Origin of the sequence: Paenibacillus doosanensis (assembly GCF_025060755.1) — a bacterium.
Lineage (GTDB): Bacteria > Bacillota > Bacilli > Paenibacillales > NBRC-103111 > Paenibacillus_S > Paenibacillus_S doosanensis.
The window spans coordinates 1-19000 of the sequence record NZ_JANYUY010000062.1 but is presented as its reverse complement, the minus strand read 5'-3'; the positions used below and the strand labels follow the sequence as shown (position 1 = coordinate 19000).

Annotated in this window: 16 protein-coding genes; 13 read left to right on the top strand and 3 right to left on the bottom strand. The window is 53.7% G+C overall.

From position 1 onward, the window contains the following. Positions 1 to 67: 67 nt before the first annotated feature. A complete protein-coding gene (locus N0M98_RS29250; RefSeq protein WP_249861204.1) occupies positions 68 to 1330 on the bottom strand; it encodes an MFS transporter in 1263 nt (420 codons plus the stop codon). Positions 1331 to 1503: 173 nt separating this feature from the next. Here N0M98_RS29250 and N0M98_RS29245 point away from each other — a divergent pair, with 173 nt between their 5' ends. After that, positions 1504 to 2430 carry a LysR family transcriptional regulator gene (locus N0M98_RS29245; protein WP_259619976.1) on the top strand — a complete coding sequence of 309 codons (927 nt, stop codon included), beginning with the start codon at positions 1504 to 1506 and terminating at the stop codon, positions 2428 to 2430. A gap of 131 nt (positions 2431 to 2561) precedes the next feature. On the opposite strand, the gene N0M98_RS29240 is transcribed toward N0M98_RS29245, so the two are convergent. Beyond that, on the bottom strand, positions 2562 to 2975 hold the full coding sequence (locus N0M98_RS29240) for a hypothetical protein (RefSeq protein WP_259619975.1): 414 nt from the start codon (positions 2973 to 2975) through the stop codon (positions 2562 to 2564). A 244-nt stretch (positions 2976 to 3219) separates the two neighbouring features. Between N0M98_RS29240 and N0M98_RS29235 the strand changes: the two genes are divergently transcribed. Beyond that, positions 3220 to 4389 (top strand): GerAB/ArcD/ProY family transporter, encoded by a 1170-nt coding sequence (locus tag N0M98_RS29235; RefSeq protein WP_259619974.1) that lies wholly within the window; start codon positions 3220 to 3222, stop codon positions 4387 to 4389. A 296-nt stretch (positions 4390 to 4685) separates the two neighbouring features. On the opposite strand, the gene N0M98_RS29230 is transcribed toward N0M98_RS29235, so the two are convergent. After that, positions 4686 to 5546 (bottom strand): helix-turn-helix transcriptional regulator, encoded by an 861-nt coding sequence (locus N0M98_RS29230; RefSeq protein WP_259619973.1) that lies wholly within the window; start codon positions 5544 to 5546, stop codon positions 4686 to 4688. Between the two features lie 213 nt (positions 5547 to 5759). Here N0M98_RS29230 and N0M98_RS29225 point away from each other — a divergent pair, with 213 nt between their 5' ends. The 11 genes from N0M98_RS29225 (at position 5760) to N0M98_RS29175 (ending at position 18852) form a co-directional block, all read left to right on the top strand. Then, positions 5760 to 6638, top strand: coding sequence for a sugar phosphate isomerase/epimerase family protein (locus N0M98_RS29225; RefSeq protein ID WP_249861209.1), 879 nt, complete (start codon positions 5760 to 5762; stop codon positions 6636 to 6638). After that, entirely contained in the window at positions 6635 to 7444 is an 810-nt protein-coding gene (locus N0M98_RS29220) for an HAD family hydrolase (protein WP_249861210.1), read from the top strand. The genes N0M98_RS29225 and N0M98_RS29220 overlap by 4 nt, the downstream gene beginning before the upstream one ends. A 206-nt stretch (positions 7445 to 7650) precedes the next feature. After that, positions 7651 to 8856 carry an MFS transporter gene (locus N0M98_RS29215; RefSeq protein WP_249861211.1) on the top strand — a complete coding sequence of 402 codons (1206 nt, stop codon included), beginning with the start codon at positions 7651 to 7653 and terminating at the stop codon, positions 8854 to 8856. A gap of 570 nt (positions 8857 to 9426) precedes the next feature. After that, positions 9427 to 11181, top strand: coding sequence for a sensor histidine kinase (locus tag N0M98_RS29210; protein ID WP_259619972.1), 1755 nt, complete (start codon positions 9427 to 9429; stop codon positions 11179 to 11181). After that, positions 11159 to 12781 (top strand): response regulator, encoded by a 1623-nt coding sequence (locus tag N0M98_RS29205; protein WP_259619971.1) that lies wholly within the window; start codon positions 11159 to 11161, stop codon positions 12779 to 12781. Before N0M98_RS29210 ends, N0M98_RS29205 begins: the two co-directional genes overlap by 23 nt. A 131-nt stretch (positions 12782 to 12912) precedes the next feature. Then, positions 12913 to 13809, top strand: a complete 897-nt coding sequence (locus N0M98_RS29200; protein WP_249861214.1) for a nucleoside hydrolase — start codon at positions 12913 to 12915, stop codon at positions 13807 to 13809. A gap of 36 nt (positions 13810 to 13845) precedes the next feature. After that, positions 13846 to 15177 carry an ABC transporter substrate-binding protein gene (locus N0M98_RS29195; RefSeq protein ID WP_249861215.1) on the top strand — a complete coding sequence of 444 codons (1332 nt, stop codon included), beginning with the start codon at positions 13846 to 13848 and terminating at the stop codon, positions 15175 to 15177. An 85-nt stretch (positions 15178 to 15262) separates the two neighbouring features. After that, the gene (locus N0M98_RS29190) at positions 15263 to 16132 is read left to right on the top strand and encodes a carbohydrate ABC transporter permease (RefSeq protein ID WP_249861216.1); all 870 of its coding nucleotides are present in this window, start codon (positions 15263 to 15265) and stop codon (positions 16130 to 16132) included. Positions 16133 to 16142: 10 nt separating this feature from the next. Beyond that, positions 16143 to 16982: a carbohydrate ABC transporter permease gene (locus N0M98_RS29185; RefSeq protein ID WP_259619970.1), complete on the top strand. Its 840-nt coding sequence runs from the start codon at positions 16143 to 16145 to the stop codon at positions 16980 to 16982. Between the two features lie 81 nt (positions 16983 to 17063). Next, entirely contained in the window at positions 17064 to 18008 is a 945-nt protein-coding gene (gene rbsK / locus N0M98_RS29180; protein ID WP_259619969.1) for a ribokinase, read from the top strand. Positions 18009 to 18195: 187 nt separating this feature from the next. Next, positions 18196 to 18852: an HAD family hydrolase gene (locus tag N0M98_RS29175; RefSeq protein ID WP_259619968.1), complete on the top strand. Its 657-nt coding sequence runs from the start codon at positions 18196 to 18198 to the stop codon at positions 18850 to 18852. The last annotated feature ends 148 nt before the right edge of the window (positions 18853 to 19000 follow it).

The following is a 19000-nucleotide window of genomic DNA, read 5'->3' as shown; positions in this document are numbered from 1 at the left end:
AAAGCTTATGCGTGCTGCAAGCCTTGTCTCCGAGCCGGGCGTCCGCCGCGGCAGGGGACGGGGGCCGTTACCCACTGCCGGACGATTCCCCCGCCGCTGCGGGGGCTTCCCCGCTGTCCGCCGCGGGAGCCCGGTGCGAGCTGTACACCGCGAAGCCGAGCATCGTAGCGAGCAGGACGCCGCCGCCGGTATAGAAGGCGGCCGTCAAGCCGAGCGCCTGGCCGAGCAGCCCGAACATGGCCGGGGCGACCATCTGCGACAGCCGGTTCGTCAGCAGGCGCAGCCCCATCACCTTGCCGCGTTCGTTATCCTTCGTTTCCTCGACCATAATCATAATGGTGATCGGCAGGTTCATACCGATGGAGCTGCCGAGCAGAAACGTAAGAACGGCGATGCCGATCAGGTGCAAGGACGCGACCGGAATGAGGATTAGGCAGACGGAGGCTATACAGCCGGCGACGATCAGGATTTTCTCCAGCGTCGCCAGCTTCATCAGCCGCCCGAGCAGGAAGCGGGATACGAAGCCCGACAGTCCCATCAGCGAGATGACCGAGGAGATGACGAAGGCGGAATAGCCGTGGCCGTTCAAGTAAAGCGGAATGAAGCTGGCGTACAACGCTTGAATGAACATGATCAGGAACGTGCCGACCAGGCCGAACTGAACCCCCCGGTGCCGGGTCAGATGAATGCCGCTCACGTAACTGTTCAGCATTTCCTTAGGCTGAAACAGCTCCTTCGTTGCGCCCCGTTTGGCCGCGCCGTCGGGGGTTCGGATGAGCAGAATCAGGATGAAGCAGACGGAGCAGACGACGAGCGAGGCCACGAAGGCCGACCGGTAGCTCCACAAGGACGAGCCGGCTTGCGTTACGACCAATCCGCCGAGCAGCGGACCGACCATATTGCCGGCCGAGTTCCACATCGAGAAGCGGTTAATGTTTTTATTGCGCCGCGCTTTGTCCTGCTCCCCGTCCGATGCCAGCACTTGAAGCGAGGAAGCCATAATGATCATGCTCGTGCCGAGAAGCACCTGGGATACCGCAAGGAAGGCCAAGGTCGTGCTGAAGGACATGAGTCCCAAGGAAACGATCAGCATGAGACAGCCGATCTTCGTCATTTTCATCGGGCCCATCGTATCGATCATCTGGCCGATCGGCATGGCGATAAACATCGGCACGAGCGCGCGCAGCGTGACAATAAGCCCGATCAATGCCGTCGACGCGCCCAGCGCTTCGGCATACAAGGTAAAAAACGGCTGCGCCACCGACATCACTCCGAAAAAAATCCCGCCGCCGTATATTCCGACGGCCCGCACCGCTTTTTCCATATTCATAGCAAGTCACCTTTCTTTAGTGGAAAAATACTTGTATTTTTTATACTATGAAGAATGAGAAGACAAGTAAATGAGCGAAAATGAATGACCTTATTCATTTTTTGAATATCCTTCCCGCAGCTTCGGCCGGCTCGGCGGATGAGCGGATTTTTGGGGGAAAGGCGGCGCGCCGTATGACATTCGATCAAATATTAACCTTCGTGACCATCTATCGCCTGGGCAGCATCTCCAAGGCGGCGGAGAAGCTGTACCTGCCTCAGCCAACCGTATCGCACCGGATCAAGCAGCTGGAGCGGGAGCTCGGCAAGCCGCTGCTCATCCGCGCGAACGGAACCGTTCGGCTGTCGCAGGAAGGCAGCGCGTTCCTGCCCTATGCCTTAAGCGCGCTGAACTCGTTGGATCAAGGGCGCGAGGCGGTCGATCAGCTGAAGCAGGGGATGCCGGGCACGCTGTCGCTCGGCTGCAACAATTCGTTCGCCGGCACGATGCTGCCGCCGATTCTGGAGAGCTTCATGGCCGAGCATCCGGGCATTGCGATGAAGGTGTACTGCTACTCGACGGAGGAACAGGTGAACATGCTCAAGTCCAAGCATATCCAAATCGGCATTACCCGCTATACCGCCAATGCCCCGGACATTACCTTCAAGCTGCTCTATGCTCACCCGGCCTACGCCGTGATTTCCAGGGATCATCCTTATGCGAAGCGCGAGACGCTCACCCTGCAGGATGTTCTGAAGGAGCGGCTTATTCTGTATGAATCGGACAGCATTTCCCGCAAAAAAATCGACCTGACCTTCAAAGATTTGAATATGCTGTACGATCCGCATTATGAGACGAACAATTTGCAGCTGATTAAATTTTGGATCAAAAGCACGATGGGCATTTTTCTATCCTGTCCGCTGTATATGCAGCCGGAGATCGAATCGGGAGAGATGGTAGCGATTCCGATCGAGCACAATCCGTTCCCGCTGAATCAAATTTTTCTTATGTACCGGGAGGAAGACGTAAGCAGTCTGGATTATTGGTTTATCCGCCATGCAGAGCGGCAGATGAAGCTGTTTCGTCCCAAGGAGACGGGGGAGGAGCGGGGCGGGAGATGACGCCGCCGGGAAGCGGGCCAACCGGCTCTGCCGTTCTGCGGCCCGGACATGAAGGGCGCGCTTATCTCGGAAAGCGGGCAGAGCGCAAATAAGCCGTAAACCGATAGCGGTTGACGGCTTATTCTGCATGCTCACACTTGAAACGTTCGCAGCTTTACCAGGTCGCGCTGGAGCACCGTGCCGCCTTCCAAGGGCTTGAACGTCGTTTTCGTAACGCCGTACACGTTGGTTACCAAGGTGCGGTCCGCTGATTGAGTGATGCGAACCTCGTATTTAAAGGCAACCTTGGACACGTCCGCGAACAGGAACACCGATTGACGGGGGCCGACCGTTACCGTACACCGGGTGGTGCGGCAGGGGCTTACTTTCAAAGGTACGGGGGAGCCGCTGGACCAATCCAGCACTTGGACCGTAACCCTGCGGGAATGCTTCCCCAGATTGACGCAGTCTACAAGAGCATATTTGGTTCGGGGATTTCTTCTAAGAATGCCGGTCGTGTACACGACGCGGGTTCTTTTGTGATGCAAAGCTTTGTTGGCCGGCATAGGATCACTCTCCCAATTTACATACTTATACTTTAGTAAATGCCGGAAACGAAAGATTGCTTGGACGAGTGAAACCTATTCTGCTCACTCGGGGCTGAAGCGGACGTTACCGCCGGGGCCGGTTCGAGCTGTCCGGGATAGGGCGCTCTTCCGGTTTTATTTTATACGATACGGTATGTGCATCTTATTATTGGAAATGAATATAAAAAACAGCTAACTTGGGAAACGACTCGCAGGCACTCGGGTGGTTGATGCCAATCAAGCGGCAGCGGATAGGGGAGATGACATCATTCATAAGGAGAATATATCCGCAGGTCAAATGGGAATGATGATGTTCCTGATGGTTGGGGCTACAGCCATTCTGGCCGTTCCCTCCATTACGGCGAAGCATGCGGGGCGCGATATGTGGTTATCGCCGATCTGGGGGTCTCTTAGCGGTTTTCTTGTCGTTTATATCGCATGGCGGCTTCACGCTTTGTATCCGAACAAAACGCCAATACAATACAGCGAGATGATAGTCGGGCAGTATGTGGGGAAGGCGGTCGGATTCGTGTTTCTTTTTCTTCTTCTGCAGGGTGCAGGCGGGGTCGTTAGAGAATACGGAGAATTCATTTCGGTGGCATTTCTTCCGGAAACTCCCGTTGCCCTCATCTTATTCAGTCTGATACTTGTCGGCAGTTTTGCCGTATATGCCGGCGTGGAGGTGCTCGCCCGCTGCACTCAAGTGTTTTTTCCCGTTTTGCTGATTTTATTTCTGACGCTTATTCTTATGTTAAGCTCCGATCTCTCTCCGGAGAATATGCTTCCGGTCATGGAGAAGGGATTGAAGGCGTCTTTTGCCGGGTCGCTGGTTCCGCACTCGTGGTTCGTACAATTCTTTTTCTCTTCATTCCTGTTTCCTGCCCTGGGAGATCAAAGAGGGATGAGGTTCGGGATGCTATCGGTGTTCGTACTCATGGTAGTATTGGTCATCACGAATATGACCTGTCTGTTCCTGTTTGGAGAAAAGCTTGCAGCCGGCATTACATTCCCCGCGTTCCAGGCCGTACGGTATATCAGCATCGCGGATTTTCTGGCCCACTTGGAATCGATAGCGATGGCTTTTTGGATTGTCGGCGGGTTCGTGCAGATCTCATTATGGTATTACTCTCTGGTCGTTGGCGTAGCCCAATGGTTAAAATTACCGGATTATCGGGCTTTGGTGTTTCCCTGCGGCCTCTTGATCGTCATAAACGGTTTTTGGGGAATGTCGCATCCGCAAAAAATTATGATGTTTTTATCGACAACGGGGGTATTTTACAAATTGTCTGTGCTGCTGCTGCTGCCGGCGCTTCTTTTATGCATTGCCTGGATACGAAGAAGGCGGGGAGGCGGCGGGTCGCAGCCTCCGGCTCCGAATCGGCGCTTGCGATAAGCGCCTTTTTTGTTGTATAGGAAATGATGCGCAGCCATATCCTGTGGATATCCGTGGGCTCCCCCGAAAGTAATGTCTACCCATAGAACGATCCCGGAGGAATGGTTAGACGCCGATCCAGCTTAGGCTGGATGCGGACGGAATAAGCTTCAGAGCATCACGTCATTTTTTGGGGATTTGTTCACACGCCAGAACTTATAAATTTCGGGGCTCCCCGCAAAGTACCTGAATCGGCTTCGAAGCCAAGGCCTCACTTTGTGGGGTTATTTTGTTGTCTTCCGGATACAATCATGCGCTTACGGCGCGGTGAAGGGCGGCGCGCTTCTCAGCCTGCTGGGCGGGCAGCCGAGCTGTCTGGTGAACGCTCTGGTAAACGAGAACAAGTCGGGATAGCCGACCGTCAAGGCGATCTCCGTTACCGGCATCGACGTCTCCTTCAGCAGCTGCGCCGCTTGGTCCAGACGCACCTTTTGCAAATATTTCACCGGCGGCATGCCGATCTGCTCGGTGAAGGTTTTGGAGAAATGGGTGCGGTGAATGTTGACGTAGGCGGCGATGTCGCTCACGGTAATTTTTTCGGCGTAGCAGGTATGAATGAAGTCGAGGCTTTTTTTCAGCCAGAAATCCGGCATGCGTGGATCGGCCTCCGCTTTCCGGTCGGGGAGCAGCTTGGCGAAGATGCGGAGCATGAGGCTGTTCCACAGAATGAGCTGCTTCCTGCCGAGATTTTTGGGCAGCTGGGTCATCTGGTGAAAGACCGATTCCAGGTCGGGGTCGACGACTTTGCGCTGGTACATCAGCTCCGGGGTGATTCCGGCCATCGTCATCAGCTCCGGAACTTGGCTGCCGTTGAAGCCGAACCAGATCATCCTGAGCCGCGATTCGGACGACACAAGCCGGTACGAGTAAGGAACATGGGGAAATTTGCAGAACATATCCCCCTTGCCCAGGATGACTTCTTGGCTGCCGTACAGAAACCGGACGCGTCCTTCCCTGACAAAATGTATAGTATAATGCCCTGTTCGTCGCGGACCGAGGCTGTAGTTGGACTTGGCGACGTTATGTCCCATATGCACGAAGTACAAGCCGCCGGCCGTATCGAAGGAATCCGCTTCATGAACCCAGCGGTCGGCGTATTCATGGGAATACTCTTGCACGGAAATCACCTGCCGTTGCTCGGATGAGTGGATAGTCAGCGTTTTATCCCATCATAGCGCACTCCCAGCGATTCTAAAAGCCCTTTCCTCTTCTTCCCTACGAATTGCCAAAAAACAGCCTACCGTTTGATATTCCTAACCGCCGCAGGCTTGACGGATAATGGGAGCAGCAAGTCGCAGGGAACGAAATAATTTTGGGAGGTTTCTGCAGTTATGAACATTTCTACCTCGTTAAACGGATTCGGAACCGACTTTGAACGGGCGATTCCGGCTTGCAAGGCCGCAGGCTTTGAAGCGTTGGATTTTAATTATTGGGACCATCAGAAGGATGTTATGGCAAAGACGGCGGAGGAAGAGGAAGCTTGGGCGCATCGCATTCGCGATTTGGCCGACCGGAACGGTTTGCCGTTTACGCAGATGCACGGGCCGGTGCATGGAGGGCTGTTTCACGATATGGTGCTGGGACTCACGCCGGAAACTTTCTTGCAATTGGCGGAGAGATCGATCCGGACCGCGTCCATTCTGGGCATACCATGGGTTGTGTTTCACGGCAGCGGCATTTCGGGGACGGAATCTTACCGCGAAGTGACGGAGTATAACGTGCAGTTTTTCCGTAGGCTGTTTCCCGTAATGGAACGGACGGGGGTCGGCATCGCGCTCGAAAACTTCTACGACCGCGCGCCGCGCCCCCATGCGGCGCGGCGAAAGTACTGCGCGGCGCTCGATGAGCTGGTCGAACTGGTCGACGCTCTGGATCATCCGCTGGTCGGAGCTTGTCTGGATACGGGTCATGCCCATGAACAGGGCATTCATCCGAGCGAATACGTCCAATTGGGCAAGCGGCTGAAAGCGACTCATATTAACGATAACGACGGATTATCGGATCAGCATTTGCTTCCGTTCCAAGGCTCGATCGATTGGACGGCGGCGATGAAGGCTCTGCGTAAGATGGAATATGAGGGCGATCTGACGTACGAGACGCACCGGCCGATCGTCGTCCTGCCGCAAGCGCTGCGGGAAGAAGGGCTGCGGTATGCCGCGGCGGTAGGGAAATACTTGATCGGACTGAGAGAGGAGCAGACAGAAGCATGAAGCTGATCGCGGTGGATTTGGACGGAACGCTGCTCGGGGGAACATCGGGCAGATACGGTTTGCTGCCGGCCGGAGTCGAGGCTCTGCGCCGGGCGGCGGGACAGGGCAAGACGATAGCCGTCGCGACGGGCAGGGAGCTGCCGTTCATTCTCGGCTTGCTTGAACGCGAAGGCATTGTGCCGGAGCGCGAAGGGTGGCCGCAGCTGATCATCTCGGAAGAGCGGTTCATCCACCGCTTGAATGGGCAGGGCGAGTATGCGCCCGAGGCGGAATGGAACGAGGCGATTGAGCGCGCGGAGCGGGAGCACTTCGGCGCCGTCATTGCGGGCGTCGCTGCGCTGCTCGAAGGGGAGCTGGCTTCTGTGGACGCCGCTTCGCGGCGATGCGAGAGCGGGAAGGAAGAGGCGAGAGGCTTCGTCGAGGTGCTGTTCACCCATGCCGACGCGGCCCGAGCCGGCGAGGCGGTTATCGCGGACTGGCTGGCTCAGAGCGGGCTGCCTTACTCGGCCGTGCGCAATGTGGCGGGCGTCGCCATCCGCCGCTTGGGCGCAGGCAAGGGTCCGGTGCTGGCCCGCGCTTGCGAGCTGCTGCGGATCGCTCCGGAGCAGGCGCTCGCGATCGGGGACAGCTGCAACGACCTGTCCATGCTGGATGGCGGCCACGGCTTCGCTGCCGCGGCCCCCGGCAACGCCGAAGAGGAAGTGAAAGCACGCCTTCGGGCGTCCCGCGGCTACATCGCGGCAGGCAATTGCGGGAACGGCGTGGCGGAAGCGGTGTACGCTATGCTGCCGGAGCTTAGGGAATGAGTCCCCGGCAGCGGGCGGCCAGGGCGTTCAGGGACAGGCGGTTCCGGCAAGCCGTGGAGAGGGAGGTACGGCAAGCTTGCGCTGGACCCAGCAGCTTCGTCACTTACCTCCAGGTTACTAAGTAGAGCTTAATACAGTCCTTGTCATGCTCCCCCTTATTGACTATGATGTGGGTATAAATCATTGACATGGGCGGAGTGATCACTTTGGCTAACGGCGAGGCTCATTATCGGATTCCTCTTTTTTGCGCGGTAACCCTGCTGTTCTGGTTTTCCATGTATACTTGCGTTCCGATTTTGGCCTCGTATGTGGAGTATCTGGGCGCATCCCACCAAATGGCCGGTTTTATTGTCGGGATGTACGGGCTCAGCCAAATGCTGCTGCGGATTCCCGTAGGCGTGCTCTCCGACCGTTTTCACAAGCGTAAATTGTTTATTTTGTTCGGCTTGCTATTCTCCGTACTGGCAGGGCTCGGCATCCTGATCACGCAGGAGCTTACCTGGATTCTCATCCTGAGGGCACTTGCGGGTGCGGCGGCCGCCACTTGGGTCGATTTTACGATCTTATTCGTAAGCTACTTTAAGAAGGAAGACACGACCCGGGCGCTCGGGACGCTGTCCTTTTACAACTCGATGGGACAGATGCTCGGCATCCTTCTCGGCGGATGGTTTGCCGACCGGTTCGGATGGGAGTCCTCGTTTATCGTCGGCGCGGTCGTCGGGGCGATCGGGCTTGTCGGCGCGTTGTTTGTAGTGGAGAAGATGGATAAGCAGGCGCAAAAAATTACGTTCGAGGGCGTTGTGGAAGTTGCCAAGGACCGGACGCTGCTCACCGTTTCCTTCTTATCCATTTTGTTTCAAATTTTGACCTTCGCCACGGTGTTCGGCTTCACGCCGGTATTCGCCCAGTCGCTGGGAGCGAGCAAGCTGGACATGGGGCTGCTAACCTTCTTTTCCACGTTCCCGACCGCGTTAGCCGCCTGGTTCGGGGGAAGGCATCTGGCGCAAAAGCTGGGTGAGCGCAACACGATCATTGCCGGATTCGTTATTAGCGGGGTGTTCACGGTGGCGATTCCTTTCACATCGTCGCTCTGGGTGCTTATGCTGACGCAAGCTTTGGCCGGGTTCGGAAGAGGCTTTACCTCTCCCGTGCTGATGTCGCTTAGCATTAAGCATATGGATACCGGAAAACGAGCGACGGCGATGGGGTTCTACCAAGCGATTTACGGCCTGGGGATGTTCGGAGGTCCTTTATTCATGGGAGCCGCAGGGGATTGGCTGTCCTTGGAGAAAGGCTTCCTGATGGTCGGCGCTCTCGGCTGCGTCACCTCCGTACTCGCTTACCTGCTGCTGAACAAGGCGGGAGCCGGAACGGTCGCGCCTCCCCGCAAGCCCGACGCGCTGGCGAAATGATTTCATTTTGGCGATACCTAAGGAGACACGTTAGTGCGAACGGCAGTCGGCATATGGCCTGGCTGTCGTTTTTTTGTTGTATATCCGGTGGCTCCCCCGAAAGTAATGCCTACCCATAGAACGATCCCGGCGGAATGGTTAGGCGCCGATCCGGCTGAAGCGGGATGCGGACGGAATAAGCTTCAGAGCATCGCGCCACTACCCTGGAAATTACTCTTGGTACCCCATTTCCATTGTCTGTGGTGCCGCGTCGGCGGCATGGATGGCTTTTGGGGGATTTGTTGTGCTGGCGGGCATCCTGTTTGACAAATACAGTTAACGGTCCTAAAATGTTGGATGCGGGTTTGCCCCGCAGCGTAAAATGCCAAAGCTCCTCTGTCGTACAAGCGAGGAATTATAAATAACGATGTTAAGGGTAGCGCGATGCTGCCCTTATTGTTTTGTCGGGGAAGGTATTCAGCGTAACGAGAACGGGGGTGCTGCAGCGCGGGATTAAATACTATAATCCGATAGGAGAGCAATGTGATAATATAAAGGCAAACTCCAGTAAACGGCTAAAGGGGCATCCAGATGATCATCCAAAAAAATATTTTTTCCAAAATGAATGCGATTATTTTCGTTTTTCTCATCCTCATTATCCTGCTTTACGGTTTGTCGAATCAGGCCAGCGTTCGCGTAGTAGAGGGGCTGCTGCAAAAGGAGAAGAGCAATCAGCTCGAGTTTTTCCGCAAACAGCTGGACTCGATCGCTCTCAGCTTGGCCATGAATGCGATTACACTCACCCGAGATACGACGATACTGGGCATGGAGAGAACGATGCAGACCGGAGAACAGCCGCTCTTGAACCAAATCGAATCGACAGTTCAGGAGAAGCTGACTCTTCAAAGCTCTGCGAACACTTGGTACAACGATATTACCTTGTATTTTCCTTCGGTCCAAAGAACGCTGTCTACGACGCTGCGTCAAGCTCCGTACAATGAGCAGCAGTTGAACGCGGAGGTAAGGAATGCCGGCTGGAGCTACCGATCGGACCCCGATCGTCCGGACATGTCGTCCTTCGTCTATTACGCGGGGGGACCGATTAATGAGAACGGCGCGCTGAAGGAGAGCGGAGTGATTGTCGAAATCGCTTTGTACGAGCAAAATATTACATCGCTGATGGATCAGCTGAAGACGGGCAGCAAGGGCGATCCGTTTATGGTGGACCGTCAAAACCATATCAGCTACAACCGGACCTCGGATAAGCAGACGACCGACGCCGTCGTTCATGCTCTGTTTCAAAACAAGCTCGAGGATAAAGGAAACGTTGTGACGGAAATCGGCAGTCAGACGTATTCGATCAGCTACGTGTATTCCCAAGCGCTTGGCTATTATATTGTCGATTACACGCCGTTGGAGCAAATCCTGTCTCCGTTAACCAAGATTCGAAATTTCTTTTACGGCTTTATCGCCCTGCTGCTCGTGCTGGGAGTCATGGCTTCCTACTTGCTGTACAAGCATGTGCAGAAGCCGCTGCACGCGCTTACCGGGGTATTGAAAAGATTTCAGCACGGCGATTTTAGCGTGAGGCTGAACAAATGGTTTCATAACGAATTCGATTTTGTCGTTGTTCGGTTCAACGATATGGCCGGGCAAATCCAGCATCTGATCGAAAACGTATACGAAGAAAAAAACCGGTCGAGGCTGGCTACGCTGAAGCAGCTTCAAGCGCAAATTAACCCCCATTTTTTATATAACAGTCTGAACTTCATCATTAGTTCCGCCAATCTCGGGCGCAATGAACCGGTCATCGCCATGGCCTACAATTTGAGCGATTATTACCGTTATATTACAAGGCTTGACGACGATAACTCTTGTCTTCGGGATGAGCTGAAGCTGGTGACCAACTATTTGGAGATTCATCAGCTAAGGCTGCAAAGAATCCGGTACGACATTCATGTTCCCGAAGAAATGATGAACCTGCGCATGCCTAGACTCCTCATACAGCCTATCGTGGAAAATGCGATTGTCCATGGCCTGGAGATGAAAGTGGGCAAAGGAACTCTCGTGATAACGGGAGAGGCTTCCGGCGAATACAGGCGAATTACGATCGAAGACGACGGCGTCGGTCTTTCGGCCGACAGGCTGCGGCTGCTCACGGAGCAGCTTAACCGTCCTATGGAGGAGACCAAGGGATACGGGCTTTGGAACGTGCAGCAGCGGCTGCAATATTGGTTCGGCGAAGACGCAGGCTTGGAATTGAAGGCGTCATCCGGCCTGACGGGGCTTAGTGTGACCTTATATTGGAGAAAGGATGCGGATTATGATGCAGTTGCTTCTCGTTGACGATGAGCCGGTGATTTTGGAGGATTTGGAAATTTTCATGAGAAACACGATGTGCTTTGACCATGTGCATACGGCCGGCTCCGGGCACGAGGCGGTTCAAATATTAGAGCAATCCCCCATAGATATTATGGTGACAGATATCCGCATGCCGGGGATGTCGGGTCTTGAATTATGCGAATATGTCAAACAAAAGCAGCTGGATATCGAATACATTCTTTTATCGGGCTATGCGGAGTTCGAATATGCCCGGCAGGCGCTGCAGAGCAATACGGCGGCATACTTGCTGAAGCCGGTGAAGAAGGAGGAGCTGCTGCAGACGATCCGGCAGTCGGCGGACAGGCTGAAGCAGAAGAGGGAAGCCGCGCTCGCCAGCCGAAAGGCGCAGGAGACCGTCCGCTCTCATCTGGTCCAGCTCCAAGCTTCGCTCCTGCTGGATGTGCTCAAAGGGAAGCGATGGACTCCCGAGAAATGGACGGAACAAACGGAGAAGCTGAACATTCCCTTCTCATTCGGAGAGCAGGTCGCTATTATGCTGATTCGCATTGAAAACCGGTTTTTGGAATATGACGAGCGCAGCATCGCTTTATTCGAGTTTGCCGTCGTCAATATCGCGGAGGAAGTGCTGCAGGAATATTTCGAAGTCTGGACATGCCAAGACGACAGCCATTATCTGGCCTTCATGATCAAACGGAGAAACGGGGTTTCGACGGATGCGCCGAGCAAAAAGATTCTTGAGCAGCTGGTCCCGCAATTGCAGCAGACTATAGCATCGTGTCTCCAGGGGAAAATCTCTGTCATCATCAGCGATTTTGCAACCTTTCCCTTGTCGGTGGCCGAGTGGTACCAGCAAGCATTGGCGCTCTTCAGAAGGATGCCCGAAAGCGAGCAGGAGCTGTTCCACCGCTTGTGGGATCAGCCGCCGCATATGCCGCTGCGCCCTCTTCAGCGATTGTATGAGCCGCCTACGGTACTGCAGCTGATCGAAACGGGACGGTGGCAGGATGCGGAAGAGCGGCTGGACTATATTTTTGAAGAGCTGAGCGGCAACGGGATGGACACGGCGGAGTCATTGTCGGAGGTGTTTTTATCGTTATCGAATGCTTACGCCTATCTGATTCATATGAACGGGCTGCAGATGGCCGATGTGTTGGAGGACTCCTACAGGAGCGGAACCCATGCCTCCGCATTTCGCACGGTCAAGCAGCTTCACGGATGGGCGTCTCAGGCGCTGGAGCGGATCAAAGAACGGATCGGCGCCGGCGCTAAAGTCAACAAGAGCGCGCTCGTTTTGCAAATCCATCAATATATTGAGCGCCATCTGTCCGAGGATGTCACTCTCCAGGCGATTAGCGAGCACGTGCATCTGCATCCCGCTTATTTATCGGCGGCATACAAGCAAGAAACGGGCGTGAACTTGAGCGAATATATATACCGGTACCGCATGGAAAAGGCCGCCTATCTGTTAAGAAATTCGAAGGCCAAAATTTACGAAATAGCGGCCCAGCTCGGGTATCAATATACGCCGTACTTTACCAAGCTGTTCAAGAACTATTATGAAGTATCGCCGCAAGAGTATCGCGCTTTTGTCGGCCGGGAGTAAGCAAGATCTTTAGATTGTCCACTAGGATCTTAAAATATCATCCGTGTTCGCCGCCCCCTATCCATTTTATACTTTAAAAGAACGGTGAAACGCCGCTTTATAACAACTCAAACCAAATAGGGGGCTTCATAGTGAATCGCATTATACTGGATACGGATATAGGGACAGACTCGGATGATGCCGTTGCTTTATCGCTCGCGCTGAGATCGCCGGAAATTAAGCTTGAAGGAGTTACGACCGTGTACGGGAATGTGCACGTTCGTGCGAACATTGCCAGGAAAATCATGAGGCTCTCCGGAGACGAAGAGGTAGCCGTGTACCCCGGGGTCGTACAGACTTTGCTGCGCAACCGCGAGGTGTTCTGGGCCGGCATCGAGGGTGAAGGGCTGGATATCGAGGACTCTAAGGAGAAAGACAGCAAGCATGCCGTGGATTATATCATCGAGACGGTGATGAACAATCCGGGCGAAATTACGCTGGTGCCTATCGGGCCGCTAACGAATATAGCTGCGGCGATCATTCGGGAGCCCGCTATTGCGAAGAATGTCAAAGAAATTGCTATGATGGGCGGCGTCGTTCGCTTGGGCAGCACCGCCGTAGAGCTTCCTCCGATTGAACATAATGTGAAATGCGACCCTGAGGCGGCATCGGTCGTATTTGGGAGCGGGGCCCCGATTCTTATGGTAGGGCTTGATGTGACGAGACAGGTTTCCATAACAAGAGAGGACAAGGACGATCTTGCGGTCTCGGGAACCCCGTTAGCCGTTACATTGACCAAGCAAATTGAAGGATATATGGATTACCGGCAAAGGGATTTCACCTACATGCATGACCCGCTGGCCGTAGCGCTTCTGATCAACCGCGAATTGGTGACGACGAGAAGAATGAGCGTCCGGGTCGATTACGATCATCGACATCCGACGGGAATCACGGTAGGGGAACTGGATGAGCAGGGGAATGTTGAGGTTTGTCTTGAAGTGGACCGCGAATCGTTCCTGCAGCTGCTTAAAGAACGAGTGTTTAGCTGATATAGGCTTGGATAGATAAAAAAGGGGGCTTTCACGTTGAAAAAATTACAAACCAGCATCGCCTGCTCGCTGGCTCTGCTGCTTCTGGCAGGCTGCTCCGGCACTTCGGGCAAAGATTCTCAGTCCGCCAAACAAGCGGACAGCGCTTCCGGAACGACCGAAATTTCGTATTTGGCCAACTCGATCTGGGAGAAGCCGATCAAGAAGGTCATTGACGAATTTGAGAAGGAAAACCCCAATATCAAGGTGAATCTGCAGCTTAGTCCTTCGACCAAATTGACCGAAACGATAGAAATCAAGCTCGCTTCCAAAGCGCAGGATCTGGACGTTATCTCTGTCGATGTTCCGTTAACGATGGGATATGCGGTGAAAGGATATTTGGAACCGCTCGATTCGCTGATTGGCGAGGATGCCAAGCAGAAGTGGATTCCTTCCGCCACCGATGCGGGCTCGTATCAGGGGCAATTAATGGCGGCTCCGATGAACACCTCCAGCGTCGTTCTGTTCTATAACAAGGATTTATTCCAGCAAGCGGGCATTCCGTTTCCATCGGATCAATTGGATTATAGAATGACCTGGGAGAATGTGGTGGAAGTAGCCAGGAAATTATCCAAGGATACGAACGGCGATAACCAAAACGATGTATTCGGTTTCAGCTTCGACCAGGTTGGCAAAGCCTATCAGCTGATTTCTCTTGGGCAAAGTAAAAATGCGAAGCTGCTGAGCGACAACGGCCTTACGGCTACGGGCTATACGAATTCGCCCGAAATGGTAAGCGCGTTCCAGTTCTACTCGGATCTGTTCAATAAAGAGAAAGTGAGCCCGAAGATCAAACGGGAGGAAGCGCTGGATTACTTTATTTCAGGTAAAGTGGCCATGTTCCTGGCTTCGACCCAGAATATGCCGCGGATTCAAGAGGCAGGCATGAATTTCGGCATCGCTCCTCATCCTTATTTCGCAGGCGGGAAAGTCGTGACGCCTACAGGAAGCTGGCATGTGGGCATCTCCAAATATTCCACGAAAAAAGAAGCCGCAGCCAAGTTCGTCAAATATTTGACGCTGGGTAAAGGCTCGCAAATTTGGTTCAATGAAAATGGGGCGCTTCCGGCTACTCTGGAACTGCTCGATCAGATCGATAAAGATCCCAAATACAATGAGTTTCCTAATAACATTATGAAATTGGCGGCCGGGGAAGCGCGCGAAACTGCGGCTACACGCCCCAAAACGCCGGGCTACCTGGAATGGGAAACCAATGTGAACAAAGCCTTCGAGGATATTAAGAACGGATCGGACCCGAAAAAGGCATTGGATGACGCTGCAACGCTCATTGACAGTCAATTAAAGAAATATCAGTCCGTAGTGAAGTAACTATAAGGCAAGGGATAGGCTAACCGTCCTGTCCCTTTTCTTTCAATAAGTTTTCTTAGGAAGCTAGAAATTTGGACGACAGAAGGTGAATGACATCAAAGCGCAGCGAATCACTCCTTATTTATTTTTATTCCCGGCGATGCTCGGCTTGCTCCTGTTCAAGCTGTATCCGGTGTTTAAAGGCTTGACGGACAGCTTGTATGCGCCGGCCTTTCTCAACGCAAGCGAAGCCTTCGTCGGATTGCAAAACTATACAACTCTTTTTACAGATCCGGTTTTCTGGAATTCATTGAAAATTACGCTATTATTCAACGTATTCGTCAATCCGATACAGGTTATTCTTGCCTTTATGCTGGCGCTATTGCTTAATGCGAAGCTCAAGCATATCGGGATATTCCGGGGAATTCATTTTGTTCCCGTTGCCGTATCGGTTTCTACTGCCTGTATTTTATGGAATATTATGCTGAGCCCCGAACAAGGAGTCGTGAACTCCATGCTGGTCGGGCTGGGGCTGGAGCAGCAGCCGTTTCTCACCAGCTCCAAGCAAGCTCTCGCATCGATTATCGGCATTTCGACGTGGAAAGGCATCGGCTATTGGGCGATCTTTTTTCTGGCCGGCTTGCAGGAGGTATCCGTTTCATTATACGAGGCGTCTTCCATGGACGGAGCCTCCCGGTGGCAGCAATTTATGCAGGTTACGTTTCCGATGATGAAGCGGTCCATCACGTTCGTGGCGGTATCGGTTACCGTCTCTAACTTCCTGCTGTTTTCCCCGATGTATATTCTTACCCAGGGCGGCCCGGAGCACAGCACGAATGTCTTGATGCTGGAGAGCTACAACAGCGCGTTCCTCTATTCCGATTCCGGCAGAGCGTCTGCGATCGTCATTATCTTGCTGCTTTTAACCTTAAGCATCGTCGCCTTGCAGTTTAAATTTTTGAAAGCCAAGCACTAGGGGGGATCACATGAAACGCAACAAGGGCTCGATTCCCGTACTGTATATAGCACATATCCTTCTGGGGCTTATCATTTTGCTTCCGTTGGGGTTTGCAATGGTCTCGTCGCTGCGCCCCCTGGATGAAATTTTCCGTTATATGTCGCCGGTTTCCTGGAGGACGTTCATTCCGACCCATATCACTTTTGACGCTTATGTCTCGCTGTTTACGGAGAGAGGCTTCGGGCGGATTTTCTTCAACACGTTTTACGTTTCGATGGTCAACGTTGTGGTAGGGCTGGTTATCGCTTCCATGGCCGCTTTTGCCTTCGTCTATTTTGAATTTAGAGGCCGGACTCTACTGTTCTTCCTCGTGATTCTAACCTTTATGATCCCGTTTGAGGTGATCGCGATTCCTTTGTACGGCCTCGTCGATAAATTGGGATGGATCGATACGTATTCCGGCATCATTGTTCCCGGGTTGGCTAACGGGCTGGTCATCTTCCTCTACAGGCAATTTTTCCTCGATCTTCCCAAGGCGCTTATCGAATCGGCGCGGATTGACGGAGCTTCGTGGTTCAAAATTTATGCGGGGATCATTCTGCCGCTCTGTAAGCCCGTTACCGTAAGCGCGGGATTGTTAATTTTCATCCATCAATGGGAGTCTTTCATGTGGCCGTTGATTGCGACCCGGTCCAAAGCGTATAAAGTGATCCAGGTCGCCTTAAGCGATTTTGTCACCGAATTTGCAACGTACTGGAACGAGATGTTCGCCGGCATCATCATAGCCGTCGTCGTCCCCGTACTTGTCTTGCTGCCGCTTCAACGTTATTTTGTCAACGGGATCGCCAACACGGGATCGAAAGAGTAGCTTGCTTAAAGCGGCCGATCAATGATTACAGCGAGCGATAAAAAAATCGGTTTGGCTTGGATGCCAGGGGAGGTTGTATCCATGGGAAATATCGTAGTCGTCGGCAGCATTAATATGGATTTCGTATGCTATATTCGCAGGTTTCCGCAACCCGGAGAAACGGTGCAAAGCTACAGGACGGAGACGAAATCCGGGGGCAAAGGAGCGAACCAGGCTGTGGCCGCAGCGCTTTCCGGCGGGAAGGTCAGTTTGGTCGGGGCGGTCGGCAACGATTCCTACAGCAGGGACATCGTGTTTGGGCTTAGAAATTACCGCGTCGATACGGACCGGATCATGCAGAAAAAGAGTGATATAGGCACGGCCTTTATCGCCGTGGAGGAGTCGGGCCAGAATAATATTGTTATCAGCGAAGGCGCGAACGGTTGCTTGACGGTAGAAGATTTAAAAGACCTGCCGGAGCTGTTCGGCCCGTCGTCGGTGCTGCTGGTCCAGAACGAAATTCCATGGACTTGCACGCGGGCCGCCTTGCAACTGGCCAAGGATCATGGAGTACGGACTTATTTCAATCCTGCTCCGGCATTAGGCATCGAAGGGGACGTATTTCCTCTGGTGGATGTTATGATTTTGAACGAATCGGAGGCTGAATCCATTACCTCCATTCGGCTTAGTGAAGAATTATCCGATGTAAAGCAAGCTGCAAGCCGGATTATCGCACTAGGGGTACAGGAAGTGATCATTACCCTCGGGGAAAAAGGTTCCTTCTACATGAACGATCAGGAAGAGAGTATATTCACTCCAGCATTCTCCGTCCATGCGGTGGATACGACGGCTGCCGGGGATACGTTCATCGGTTCGTTGATTGCAGCCGGGCAGCAGGGGACGCCGATCACGGAGGCGCTACGGCAGGCCAGCGCCGCTTCAGCCCTTGCGGTGTCGCGGGCCGGAGCTCAAGAGTCGATACCGACTGCCGAGGAAGTCGCCGAATTTTTGAGCCGCAGCGATAGCCGGGTTGGCGAACCGATTTAACTTTGCGGTGCGTTTGGCACGGCTTAAACGGGTTTAAACTTTACTGAAACATGCAGGAAGAGGCTGCCGGTGCACACAACCGGCGGCCTTTTTGCGCCCCATATATGAACCGGCTTGCAAAAACGCCCGCGATTCGGCATTGTATTAAGTAAGACGATTATCGTTACCTGGTCAGGAGGAGCCCGGAATGAATCCCAAACCGCTTCGCTTCGCGGGAATTATTTTTGATATGGATAACACGCTGCTTCGGTCGCATATTGATTTTGCCCGGATGAAAAGAGAAGTGCGCGAATTGCTTCTCGGCTTCGGCGTGATGGAAGAGGAGACGGCTTGGGACAGGCACACGACAGTAACGATGATCGACTCGGCGCGTTCGCACCGCAATTATACGGACAGTGTGGATCGGGCCGTTTGGCGGCGCGTGGCCGCTATCGAAGAGGAGGGGATGGCCGGAGCGGACCTGGAACCCGGTGTCGCCGAATGTTTGGAGGCCATCAGCGGAAAGCTGGTGCTCACCGTGTTGACCAATAACGCGGATGCGGCGGCGTTCAAGGCGCTCCGCGAAACCGGCATCGACCGGTATTTCGCGAAGGTTGTCGGCAGGGACGGCACCACGGCTCTGAAGCCGGCTCCGGACGGCGTGCAGCGCATCCTGCGGCAGTATGAAGCCATCCCGCCGCATCGCTGGTTATCCGTGGGCGATTCTTGGATCGACGGCATGGCGGCGCAGCTGGCCGGCGTACCGTTCGTGGCGTACGGCCCCGGAGCCGCTCGGATGGAGGAGCGGGAGGTACGGCCGCTGGGCGCGATCGAAGCTATGTATGAGCTGATGCGATTTTTGTAGACGGGCTTTATTTTTTATAAACCTGAATTTCGAAAGCGCATAAGAATGCGGTGGCGATCATCCAGGAGCGGATCAACAACTGTGAATAAGTGGGAGTGGGACCAGCGAAATTTTGAAACCAATATCCACATGGGGATAACTCCCCCCT

Coding starts and splice junctions, on each gene's coding strand:
- N0M98_RS29250 (WP_249861204.1), bottom strand. CDS start 1,330: ATGAATATGGAAAAAGCGGTGCGGGCCGTCGGAATATACGGCGGCGGG.
- N0M98_RS29245 (WP_259619976.1), top strand. CDS start 1,504: ATGACATTCGATCAAATATTAACCTTCGTGACCATCTATCGCCTGGGC.
- N0M98_RS29240 (WP_259619975.1), bottom strand. CDS start 2,975: ATGCCGGCCAACAAAGCTTTGCATCACAAAAGAACCCGCGTCGTGTAC.
- N0M98_RS29225 (WP_249861209.1), top strand. CDS start 5,760: ATGAACATTTCTACCTCGTTAAACGGATTCGGAACCGACTTTGAACGG.
- N0M98_RS29220 (WP_249861210.1), top strand. CDS start 6,635: ATGAAGCTGATCGCGGTGGATTTGGACGGAACGCTGCTCGGGGGAACA.
- N0M98_RS29210 (WP_259619972.1), top strand. CDS start 9,427: ATGATCATCCAAAAAAATATTTTTTCCAAAATGAATGCGATTATTTTC.
- N0M98_RS29205 (WP_259619971.1), top strand. CDS start 11,159: ATGATGCAGTTGCTTCTCGTTGACGATGAGCCGGTGATTTTGGAGGAT.
- N0M98_RS29185 (WP_259619970.1), top strand. CDS start 16,143: ATGAAACGCAACAAGGGCTCGATTCCCGTACTGTATATAGCACATATC.
- rbsK (WP_259619969.1), top strand. CDS start 17,064: ATGGGAAATATCGTAGTCGTCGGCAGCATTAATATGGATTTCGTATGC.
- N0M98_RS29175 (WP_259619968.1), top strand. CDS start 18,196: ATGAATCCCAAACCGCTTCGCTTCGCGGGAATTATTTTTGATATGGAT.